The organism is Streptomyces tremellae (assembly GCF_039540215.1).
GTDB lineage: Bacteria > Actinomycetota > Actinomycetes > Streptomycetales > Streptomycetaceae > Streptomyces > Streptomyces tremellae.
The window spans coordinates 1-10682 of sequence record NZ_BAABEP010000106.1 but is presented as its reverse complement, the minus strand read 5'-3'; the positions used below and the strand labels follow the sequence as shown (position 1 = coordinate 10682).

General features: G+C 74.9%; 10 protein-coding genes and 1 tRNA gene. 7 read left to right on the top strand and 4 right to left on the bottom strand.

Annotation, left to right across the window (positions count from 1 at the left end; genetic code table 11):
* Window positions 1-753, top strand: a 753-nt coding sequence (locus ABEA77_RS32865; protein WP_345655680.1) for a CAP domain-containing protein, incomplete at its 5' end; no start/stop codon positions are given.
* Between the two features lie 115 nt (window positions 754-868).
* On the opposite strand, the gene ABEA77_RS32860 is transcribed toward ABEA77_RS32865, so the two are convergent.
* Window positions 869-953: transfer RNA gene (locus tag ABEA77_RS32860), tRNA-Leu, on the bottom strand.
* 130 nt (window positions 954-1083) lie between these two features.
* Here ABEA77_RS32860 and ABEA77_RS32855 point away from each other — a divergent pair.
* From ABEA77_RS32855 to ABEA77_RS32845, 3 genes are all read left to right on the top strand, one after another.
* Window positions 1084-2409, top strand: a complete 1326-nt coding sequence (locus tag ABEA77_RS32855; protein WP_345655682.1) for a M20/M25/M40 family metallo-hydrolase — start codon at window positions 1084-1086, stop codon at window positions 2407-2409.
* A 173-nt stretch (window positions 2410-2582) separates the two neighbouring features.
* Entirely contained in the window at window positions 2583-2816 is a 234-nt protein-coding gene (chpH, locus tag ABEA77_RS32850) for a chaplin ChpH (RefSeq protein WP_345655678.1), read from the top strand.
* A gap of 135 nt (window positions 2817-2951) precedes the next feature.
* Entirely contained in the window at window positions 2952-3710 is a 759-nt protein-coding gene (locus tag ABEA77_RS32845; RefSeq protein WP_345655676.1) for a chaplin, read from the top strand.
* Between the two features lie 95 nt (window positions 3711-3805).
* On the opposite strand, the gene ABEA77_RS32840 is transcribed toward ABEA77_RS32845, so the two are convergent.
* Window positions 3806-3994 (bottom strand): DUF5703 family protein, encoded by a 189-nt coding sequence (locus tag ABEA77_RS32840; RefSeq protein ID WP_345655674.1) that lies wholly within the window; start codon window positions 3992-3994, stop codon window positions 3806-3808.
* A gap of 47 nt (window positions 3995-4041) precedes the next feature.
* On the opposite strand from ABEA77_RS32840, the gene ABEA77_RS32835 reads away from it, so the two are divergent.
* Window positions 4042-4698 (top strand): hypothetical protein, encoded by a 657-nt coding sequence (locus ABEA77_RS32835; RefSeq protein WP_345655672.1) that lies wholly within the window; start codon window positions 4042-4044, stop codon window positions 4696-4698.
* A 189-nt stretch (window positions 4699-4887) separates the two neighbouring features.
* Here ABEA77_RS32835 and ABEA77_RS32830 read toward each other — a convergent pair whose 3' ends face one another.
* Window positions 4888-7389, bottom strand: coding sequence for a helix-hairpin-helix domain-containing protein (locus tag ABEA77_RS32830; RefSeq protein WP_345655670.1), 2502 nt, complete (start codon window positions 7387-7389; stop codon window positions 4888-4890).
* On the bottom strand, window positions 7386-8366 hold the full coding sequence (locus ABEA77_RS32825; protein WP_345655668.1) for an aldo/keto reductase: 981 nt from the start codon (window positions 8364-8366) through the stop codon (window positions 7386-7388). The genes ABEA77_RS32830 and ABEA77_RS32825 overlap by 4 nt, the downstream gene beginning before the upstream one ends.
* A gap of 175 nt (window positions 8367-8541) precedes the next feature.
* On the opposite strand from ABEA77_RS32825, the gene ABEA77_RS32820 reads away from it, so the two are divergent.
* Together ABEA77_RS32820 and ABEA77_RS32815 are read left to right on the top strand one after the other, a co-directional pair.
* Window positions 8542-9594: an LLM class F420-dependent oxidoreductase gene (locus tag ABEA77_RS32820; RefSeq protein WP_345655666.1), complete on the top strand. Its 1053-nt coding sequence runs from the start codon at window positions 8542-8544 to the stop codon at window positions 9592-9594.
* Window positions 9595-9843: 249 nt separating this feature from the next.
* Complete coding sequence (locus ABEA77_RS32815) at window positions 9844-10638, top strand: ferritin-like domain-containing protein (protein ID WP_345655664.1); 795 nt, start codon at window positions 9844-9846, stop codon at window positions 10636-10638.
* Window positions 10639-10682: the final 44 nt, after the last annotated feature.

Genomic DNA, 10682 nt, shown 5'->3' with positions numbered 1-10682 from the left:
GAGCGCGCCGCGGCGGGCGCGCCGCCCGTCGCCCTCGACGGCCGGCTCTGCGACGCGGCGGGCGAGCACGCCGCCGCCATGGCCGCCGCGGGCGCACTCGACGTGGAGACCCCCGACGGCGTCTCGGTCTACCAGCGCGTGGACCGGGCCGGCTTCGCCTGCCTCGCCCTCACGGAACACCTGGTCTCCGGGCCGCGCGACGCGGCCGGGTTCGTCGCGTACTGCCTCTCGCAGCCGCACGGCAGGGCGCCGTTCGCCGACCCCGCCTACACTCACCTCGGCATCGGGCACGCCCGCGCGGGCGGGGGAGCGGGCGAGGTGTTCTGGACGGCCGTGTGGGCGTCCCCGCTCACCCCCGCGGGCCTCGACCGGCTCACCGCCGAGGTCGTACGCCTCACCTGCGCCGAGCGGGCCGCCGCGGGCCTCGGCCAGCTTGCCGCCGACCCGCTGCTCGCCCGCGCGGCCCAGGCGCACAGCGCGGACATGGTCGGCAGGGACTTCTACGCCCACACCGACCCGGACGGGCGCCAGCCCTGGGACCGGGCCCGCGCCGCGGGCGCCACGCACCGGGGGATCGGCGAGAACATCGCCTGCGGGCAGCGCTCGGCCGCCGAGGTGGTCCAGGGCTGGATGAACAGCCCGGGCCACCGGGCCAACATCCTCCGCCCCGACTTCACCCACATCGGCGTCGGCTACGCGACGGGCAGCAGGCTCGGCACGTACTGGACCCAGCTGTTCGGCAGCGCCGGCTGACCGCCCGGCCCCGGCCCGCCTCGTCCCTCCTCCGCGCCACGGAGGGTGCGGGCGCGGAGGCCGCGCCCGACGCGCACAGCAGAAGACCCCGGCGATGGGCCGGGGTCTTCGAGAGTGTCCGAGGGGGGACTTGAACCCCCACGCCCGATAAAGGGCACTAGCACCTCAAGCTAGCGCGTCTGCCATTCCGCCACCCGGACAAGGTGTCTGCCGACGGCCCGTGGCCGTTCCGACGTGGAAAACCATAGCAAACTTCGGGGGGCCTTCGATCACCCCGGTACTCGGGGCACCATGGGGGCATCACCAGCAACGATCGTGGGAGTGAGCAGCGTGAGCGAGCCGAGCGCGGAGCGGGCCGTCGCGGGCGAGGACGAGGTCGTGGACCTGTGCCGCGACCTGATCAGGATCGACACGAGCAACTACGGCGACCACTCGGGCCCGGGCGAGCGCGTGGCCGCCGAGTACGTGGCGGAGAAGCTCGCCGAGGTCGGCCTCGAACCGAAGATCTTCGAGTCGCACAAGGGCCGGGCCTCCACCGTGGCCAGGATCGAGGGCGAGGACCCGTCGCGGCCCGCGCTGCTGATCCACGGGCACACCGACGTCGTCCCGGCCAACGCCGACGACTGGACGTACGACCCGTTCGCGGGCGAGATCGCCGAGGGCTGCCTGTGGGGCCGTGGCGCGATCGACATGAAGGACATGGACGCGATGACCCTCGCGGTCGTGCGGGACCGGATGCGCAGCGGCCGCAAGCCCCCGCGCGACATCGTCCTCGCCTTCCTCGCGGACGAGGAGGCGGGCGGCACCTACGGGGCGCGCCACCTGGTGGACCACCACCCGGAGTTGTTCGAGGGCGTCACCGAGGCCATCAGCGAGGTCGGCGGGTTCTCCTTCACGGCGCGCGAGGACCTCAGGCTCTACCTGGTGCAGACCGCGGAGAAGGGCATGCACTGGATGAAGCTCACCGTGGACGGTACGGCGGGCCACGGCTCCATGACCAACACGGACAACGCCATCACCGAGCTGTGCGAGGCCGTCGCGAGGCTCGGCCGCCACCAGTGGCCGGTGCGCGTCACCAAGACCGTGCGCTCCTTCCTCGACGAGCTGTCCGACGCGCTCGGCACCCCGCTCGACCCGGAGAACATGGAGGCCACGCTCACCAAGCTCGGCGGCATCGCCAAGATGGTCGGCACGACGCTGCGCAACTCGGCGGCGCCGACCATGCTCGGCGCCGGCTACAAGGTGAACGTGATCCCCGGCCAGGCGACCGCCCACGTGGACGGCCGCTTCCTGCCGGGCTTCGAGGACGAGTTCCTCGCCGACCTCGACCGGGTGCTCGGCCCGCGCGTGCGGCGCGAGGACGTGCACGCGGACAAGGCGGTCGAGACGACGTTCGACGGACACCTGGTCGAGGCGATGCAGACGGCGCTCAGCGCCGAGGACCCGATCGCGCGCGCCGTCCCCTACATGCTCTCCGGCGGTACGGACGCGAAGTCCTTCGACGACCTCGGCATCCGCGGCTTCGGCTTCGCACCGCTCCAGCTGCCGCCCGACCTGGACTTCGCCGGGATGTTCCACAGCGTGGACGAGCGGGTCCCGGTGGACGGCCTCCGCTTCGGCGCCCGGGTGCTCGACCGGTTCATCGACCACTGCTGAGCCCCCGCGCCGGGGCGCCCGTGCGGCACCGGCCGGACGCGCGATTCGCTCGTGCGTCCGGCCGCTCGCGGAGAAGGGTGAATCCGACCATAAGCTCGTAGCCTCATTACTCCCTCCTCGTTACAGGTGTGCGGTCCGCAGCTGGGGCCGCGCTTTGCCAACGAGGAGGAACAATGCTCAAGAAGGTCGTCGCGGCCGCGGCAGTCACCGGTGGTCTGGTGCTCGCGGGCGCCGGTGTGGCCTCCGCCGACGCGGGCGCCCAGGGCGCCGCGGTGCAGTCTCCCGGTGTCATCTCCGGAAACGTGATCCAGGTGCCGGTGCACATCCCGGTGAACGTGTGCGGCAACACGATCAACGTGATCGGGCTGCTGAACCCCGCCTTCGGCAACACCTGCGTCAACGCCTGACGTTGTAGGTCGGCCCGCGACAGGGCCTGAATCCGGTGGCCCCGGAGTGCACGCCATGCGCTCCGGGGCCGCGCGGGTATCACGCCTCCGGTTCGGCCGGAGGTATTCCGCTTTGCAGAAGGCAGGGATCAACAGATGAGACAGGGCACGCGCAAGGGCCTGATCACTTTCGCGGCCGCGGGCGGCGTACTCGCCCTGGGCGGCGGGGTGGCACACGCCGACGCGGGAGCCGAGGGCGCGGCCGTCGGCTCGCCGGGGGTGCTGTCGGGCAACAACGTGCAGGTGCCGGTGCATGTTCCGGCCAACGTGTGCGGCAACACCGTCAACGTCGTCGGGCTCCTCAACCCGGCGATGGGTAACAACTGTGCCAACACCTCCCAGGGCGGCGGCTCGCACCAGGACGGCGGCCACCAGGGCGGCGGGCACCAGAGCGGCGGGGGCTCCCACCAGGGCGGCGGCTCCCACGCGGGCGGCTCCCACACCGGTGGCGGCGCGCACGCGGGCGGCGACACCTCGGGCTCCCCGGGCGTCGGCTCGGGCAACGGCATCGGCATCCCGATCGACATCCCCGTGAACGCCTGCGGCCTCGGCATCGACGTGCTCGGCATCGGCAACCCGGTCACCGGAGAGTCCTGCGAGAACACGGACACGCCGCCCGCGCCCCCGGCCCCGCACGCGCCGCACCACCCCGCCACCCCGGTCACCCCGCCGGCCCCGGTCGTCCACCGCAACACCCCGCCCGCGCCCGAGACGCCGAAGACGCAGCAGGTGGCGGAGACGACGCCGCAGCTCGCGCACACCGGCTCCGCGGGCCTCGGCATCGCCGTGCCCGCCGCCGCAGGCATGCTGCTCGCCGGCACGATCCTCTACCGCAGGTCCCGCGCAGCCGCGTAACGACGGCCGCAGGACGGGCACGCACGAAGCCACGGGCGGGCCCCGCACCCCTCACACGGGCGGGGCCCGTCCCGCTGTCACGGTACGGGCCGGGCTCACCAGGTGGCGCGCACCTGTCGGATGATGCGCCGACGCAGCCGCACCCTGCGGCTGCCGTCCCGGTGCAGGCTCAGTCGGTCCAGTTCCCAGTGCCCGTACTCGGCGTGGTCCGTCAGGAGACGGGTCGTCTCCTTGCGGGACACCCCGCGGGGCACGTACACATCGACAAATTCGTATTCCGGCATCGCATCTATTGTGCGACCAGACCCTGGATACGGATAGCGTCTGCTCCATGTCTGATGCTGCGCAGCCCACCGCTGCCGACGTACGCGCCGCCGCCGAGGCGGTCAAGGCCGCACTCGACCGGCACCTGGCGGCCGTCGAGAACCGCACGGGTGAGGACGACCAGGCGGTCTCGGACGCGTTCAACGCGCTCGCGGCTGCCGCCGAGGTCTATGACGAGCGGCTCTACCACCGGTACGACGAGGTGACCCCCTTCGAGATCCCGGAACCCGACGACTCCCTTCCGCCCTACGCGGGCCCCGAGGAGCCGCACGCCCTCAGCGTCCTGATCCGCCGCGACTACGCGGTGGCGGAACCGGAGCGGCTGCTGGCACAGGCACAGCGCATCGCGGACGCCGACGACGACGTGCTGTCGGCGGCCGGCGCCGCCGCGGTCGTCGGCGGCAGCGTCCACGCGGCCCTCGGCGTCCTGTTCGGCGAGTACGAACCCGACGAGATCGCCTCCCGGCACAAGGAGTTCGGTCTTGAGGAGGGCGACTCGACCCTGTGGGTCTCCGCACAGGACGAGCTGCCGGAGCCCGGCGAGTGGCTGTCGTCGCCCTTCGAGCAGGCCGACCCGCAGCAGGTCGTCTGCCGCTTCGACGTCAGCGCCGTCTTCGACGAGGACGACCTCGACCAGGACGACCTGGAGGAGCAGGAGGCCTAGGCGGGTGCCGTGCCCCGGGCGGGCCCGGTACCCCCGGCCCCCTCGGGGGCGCGCCACGGCCGCCCCGCCCGTCGCGGTGGGGCGGCCGCGGTGTGTCCGGAGGCCGTACGGCGCGGGCACGCCGGGGCCGCGCCGTACGACCACGGCCCCGGGCGCGGCCCTGCGGGCGGCCGCGGCGCCGGCGTGGTCCTACGGGGCGGGGGCGGGCTCGGGTGCGAGAAGCGCCTCGACCAGCGGGCGCAGCCGAGTGGTGCGCACGGCGGAGGGACTCTCGCCCTCCGCCACGGCCCTCGGCAGGGCCTGGTCCGCGCCGTGCACCACGGACAGGTGCCGCTCGCCCCGCCCGAACGCCGTGTACACCCATGACCGCGTCAGCGCCTGCGCCGCGTCGCCCGGCAGCACCACGACCGCCGCGGGCCACCGCATCCCCGCCGCCTGGTGCGCCGTGAGCGCCCAGCCGTGCCGCAGCTCGGCGTCGACCCGCTCCCTGGCCACCGTCACCGCAGGCCCCGGTGTGCCGGGCCCCCCGGCGCCGTCGAGCCGCACCCGCAGCCCATCGGCCTGCGCCGAGTCCACCACGCCCTGCACCGTACGGCCGGGCGCCGGCACGTACGCGACGCGGTCGCCCGGGTCGAAGCCGCCGAAGCGGCCGGGGCCCGGGGCGAGCCGCTGCTTCAGCGCCGCGTTCAGCGCGCGCGTGCCCGCGGAGCCGCCGTGGCCCACCGTGACCACCTGCGCCTGCTCTGCCGTCAGGCCGAAGGCGCGCGGCACCGACTCCGCGACCAGCTGCACCGTCCTGTGCACCGCCTCGCCCGCGTCCCGCACCGGGACGATCACGATCTCCTTGTCGGGCGCGGGCACCTGGGCGAGCTCGCCGACGCCGATGCCGGAGACCAGCTCCCCGATCGGGCCGGGATCCGGCGTGCGGGACGCGACCTGCGGGCAGACCCGCGCGGCCAGCAGGTCCCCGAAGACCCGGCCCGCGCCCGCCGAGCCCAGCACGCCGGGGTCCCCGCTGAGCAGCAGCCTGCCGCCGTCCGGCAGGGACTCGACGAGCACGGCTGCCGACTCGACGTCCAGCTGCGGCGCGTCGAGCACCACCAGCAGGTCGAGGGCGAGCGCGCCGTCCGCGTCCCGCCCGGGGCCCGCGGCGCCCGACAGCAGCTCCGGCACGGTGACGGCGTCCGCCGCGCCCCCGGCGCGCAGCCGGTCCCTGGCGTTCTCGCTGTGCGCGGCGACGGCCCTGCGCAGGCCGAGCGCGCGGTCCGCCGCCGCGACGGCGGCCGGCTCGGCGCGGGCCGCCTCGCCGCCGGTGTGCAGCACGAGCCCGTCGCCCGCGACGGCCCGCAGCAGCTCGGCGGCGGACGGCGAGGGCGCCGCGCGCTCCGCCTCGGCCCACGGCCCGGCGGGCAGCTCCTCCACGGTCTTCACCAGGCGGGCGAGACCGTCCGCGAGGCTCTCCTCGGCGAGCGCGTAGCGGTCGAGGCCGAGCAGCACGGGCGCTCCGTCCGCCCCGGACTCTTCGGCCGCTTCCGCGCCGCGGTGCTCCGCGCCTTCCGGGTCCCCTGCCTCCGCGCCTTCCGGGTCCCGTGCCTCCTCCCCGTACGGCTCCTCCTCGTCCTCGTCGCGGAAGACGAGCACCGCGCCCTCGGCCGCGGCGCTCCCTACCGCGGCCTCGGGGTCCGGCACGCCGTACTGCCCGAGCCCGGCCCTGACGGCGGACGCGTCGAGCGCCGTGTGCCCCTGGACGGCGGCGCGTTCCAGCAGCCAGACCACGAGCGCGACAGTCCGCCGCCCGTCGTCGGGGCCGCACGCGGCGCCGAGCAGCGTCCTGGCGAACCCGTCGGCCTGTTCGGGCCGCACCCCGGGCACCGTGAGGAGCTGCCACGGGTCCTGCCGCAGCGCCTCGGCCGCGCCCTCCCCGAGCGCCGCGACCGCCGGGCCTGCAAGCGCCTCGGGCGCGCCGCCCTCCCGCAGCACCGCCGCCACGGCGTCGGCCGCCCCGGGGCCGGGGCCCGCCGGGGACGGCGGAGCCGTACGGGCCTGGGCCGGCGGCGCGGCGGGCCGCGCCGGCGCCTCAGGCGCGTCGGGACGCAGCACGGCGGGGTCGGGCGCGCCCCCGCTCTCGACGGCGCGGACCGCCGCGAGGAGGTCGGCGGCCCGGCCGCTGAGCCCGCTCCCCGCGTCGACGGGGGCCGCCTTCTCCGCCTTGCGGCGCTCGATCCGCGCCCGCAGCTCCCGCTGCGCGGCCAGCTCGGCCTGCGCCTCACTCAGCCCGCCCGCGCCACCCGCGCCGGCGCTCCCCCCGGCACCGCCGTCCACCGCGCCCGCGTCAGCCGTCGCCGCGGTCTCGTCCGCGTCGGCCGTCCCGGCGCCCTCGTCGGCGTCGGCCGCCGCGTCCGCGCCCTCGGCCGCGTCGGCCGCCCCGGCGGTCCCGTCCGTACGGTCACGCCCGGCCGCGTCAGCCGCCCCGGCGTCCCCGTCCGCCGTACCGGCAGTCCCTTCACCCTCGGCGTCCGCGGCCCCACGGGCCCCGGCCGGCTCCGCGGCCGGCCCGTCCGGCGCCGCCGCGTCCGCGTCGGCCGGCTCCGGCGCGCCCGTCCCTGGCCCGGCCCCCTCGGGGCCGGAGGCCGTCCCGGCGGGCTCCGGGGCGTCGACGGTCGCCTCGTCCGGGTCGCGGTCCGTCGTCACAGCGTGCTCCAGTCCTGGTCGGGGTAGCGGTGCACCGGGGCGGACACGTCGTCGAGCGCCCGGCAGATCTCGTCAGGAAGACTAAGGCCCTCCACTGACAACACCTCGCCGAGCTGCCGCGCGTTGCGCGCGCCGACGATCGGGGCGGCCACCCCTGGCCGGTCGCGCACCCAGGCGAGCGCCACCGCGAGCGGGCTGGTCGCCAGGCCGTCCGCCGCCGTGGCGACCGCGTCCACCACGCGGCTCGCCGCGCCGTCGAGGTACGGCTCCACGAACATCGCCATGTCGCTCGCGCCGCGCGAGTCCGGCGGCGTCGTGTGCCGGTACTTGCCCGTCAGCACGCCCCGCCCGAGGGGCGAGGAGGGCAGCAGGCCGACGCCCAGGTCGAGCGCGGCGGGCAGCACCTCGCGCTCCACGCCGCGCTGGAGCAGCGAGTACTCCATCTGCGTACTGGCGAGCCTGGTCCTTATGCCGGGCGACGCCAGCTGCCACGTCGCCGCCTTCGCCAGCTGCCAGCCGCAGAAGTTGGACACCCCCGCGTACCGCGCGCGCCCGCTGGTCACCGCGATGTCCAGCGCGTGCAGGGTCTCCTCGAGCGGCGTCTCGGGGTCGAAGGCGTGCACCTGCCAGAGATCCACGTAGTCCGTGCCGAGCCGTTCGAGCGAGGCGTCGAGCGCGGCGAGCAGGTGCCCCCTGGAGCCGTCGAAGCGGCGGTCGGGGTCGGGCACGCTCCCCGCCTTCGTGGCGATCACCAGGTCCTGGCGGGGCACGAGCCGCTCCACCAGCTGCCCGAGCAGATACTCCGCGTCCCCGCCGCTGTACACGTCCGCCGTGTCGATCAGCGTGCCCCCCGCTTCCCAGAAGGCCTTCAACTGGTCGGCGGCGTCGTGCTCGCCGGTGTCCCTGCCCCAGGTCAGGGTGCCGAGCCCGATGCGGGACACGCGCAGTCCCGTACTGCCGAGATGCCTCTGCTCCATGGGGGCTGAGATTACTGGCCACGGCGCCGCCGGCAGAGAGGGCTGTGGACAACACGCCCCGTGAGGAGCGGCTGACGAGCTGCCGCCGGGCGGCTGACGGGTGACCGCCCGCGCGCTACAGTCCCTGCGACAGGACATTACCGGTGAGTAGGGCGAGTAGGGAGCGGGTGCGGCAATGCGGCTCGGCATCAACCTCGGGTACTGGGGTGCGGGGATGGACGGCGACAACCTCGCCGTCGCACAGGAGGCCGACCGGCTCGGCTACGACGTCTGCTGGGCGGCCGAGGCGTACGGCTCCGACGCCCCGACCGTCCTGTCCTGGGTCGCCGCCAGGACGGAGAGCATCGACGTCGGCTCCGCGATCATGCAGATCCCGGCCCGGCAGCCCACCATGACCGCGATGACCGCGGCGACGCTCGACTCGCTCTCCGGCGGCCGCTTCCGCCTCGGTCTCGGCGTCTCCGGCCCGCAGGTCTCCGAGGGCTGGTACGGCGTGGCCTTCGACAAGCCGCTCGCGCGGACCAGGGAGTACGTCGAGATCGTGCGCGCCGCGATGTCCCGCGAGCGCGTCTCGTACGAGGGCGAGCACTGGACGCTCCCGTTGCCCGGCGGCCCCGGCAAGCCGCTCAAGCTCACCGTGCACCCCCAGCGGCCGCACATCCCGCTCTACATCGCCGCGATCGGCCCGAAGAACCTGGAGCAGACCGGCGAGATCGCCGACGGCGCGCTGCTGATCTTCCCCGCGGCCGAGCACCTGGAGGAGACGGCACTCGCCCCTCTGCGCGCGGGCCGGGAGAAGGCGGGGCTGACGATGGACGGCTTCGACGTCTGCCCGACCGTGCCGCTCGCCACCGGCGACGACATCCCCGCGCTCGCCGACCAGTTCCGGCCGTACACCGCGCTGTACGTGGGCGGCATGGGCAGCAGGAAGCAGAACTTCTACAACCGCCTCGCCGGGCGGATGGGGTACGAGAAGGAGGCCGCGGAGATCCAGGACAAGTACCTGGCGGGCGACAGGGCGGGCGCGGCGGCCGCCGTGCCGCACGACCTGATCGACTCGACGACGCTGCTCGGTCCCGTGGCGCGCATCGCCGACCGGATGCAGGCCTACGCGGCGGTCGGCGTGACGACCCTGACCCTCGCTCCCGCGGGCCTGACGCTCGACGAGCGGGTCGCGTCGCTGCGTGCGGGCGCGGACGCGCTGGAACGGGCGGGCCTCGCGGAGTAGGCACGCCGCGCACGGGCTCGCGGCGAGGTCGCCGGACAACCGGGGGATAAGAGGTGCGGCCGTGGTGGGGGCTCGGGGGTCTCCCCGCCACGGCCGCCGTCTCCCAGGACAACGCCGTGCGCCCGCCCGGGTTACGGCCGTACGCCGTCCTTCTTTCGGCCCAGTGGAGCGCGCCACCTGTTGCCGGGTACCGGTGGCCCGCTTTGACTCGTCTCCTGCGGACGTCTGTCCAGATGGAGGTAGCCAGAGATGCTCTCTGCCCAGAGCCTGTTCAAGGAAATGGTCGACGACGACCGGGCGTTCCAGCTGTTCTGCTCCATCGCCGCGTCGGGCGAGGCCCAGGGCGGCTGGGAGAACGGCAGGATCGCCGCCCTCGTCCCCGACACCATGCGCGACCTCGCTCCCAAGATCACCCGGCACGGCGCGGACGAGGACAAGCACGGCCGGATCTTCAACGCGCTCCTCAAGAAGCGCGGCCTCGAACCGGTCGAGGTGCCGCTCGAAACCGACTACACCGTCCTGCTCGAACAGCGCGGCATCGGCCTCGCGCACGAGAAGCTCCGCGGGGACGAACCGCTCACCGAGCGCGACATCATCGTGTACCTCGCGCACAGCAGGGTCACCGAGCAGCGCGCGACCGACCAGATGGACATGTTGAAGAAGCACTTCGGCGACGACCCCCAGGTCGGCAAGGCCGTACGGATGATCAGCGGCGACGAGGACAACCACCTCGCCTACTGCCACGAGGAGCTGCTCCGCCTCGCCGCGCGGGGCCACGGCAGGTTCATCCTGGACACGCTCGTCTCCTGCGCCAGGGTCGAGATGTCGATCTACCGACAGGTGAGTCTCGCCGTGATGGACCACATGGGCCGCATCCTCGGCTGGCCCGCGCCGAAGGCCGCCGCGCTCGCCGCGGGAATCAACGCGATGTACGCGTACGAGCGGCTCGGCGGCTGGCGCCGGATGACCCGGCTCACCCAGCCCGGGATCCGCGACGCGCTCGGCGGCCCCGCGCCCGCCGCCGCGGCCGTGCCCGCGGTGTGACGGGCCGCACGCCCGCCGCCGCACCCCGCCGGCCGCACCCCGGC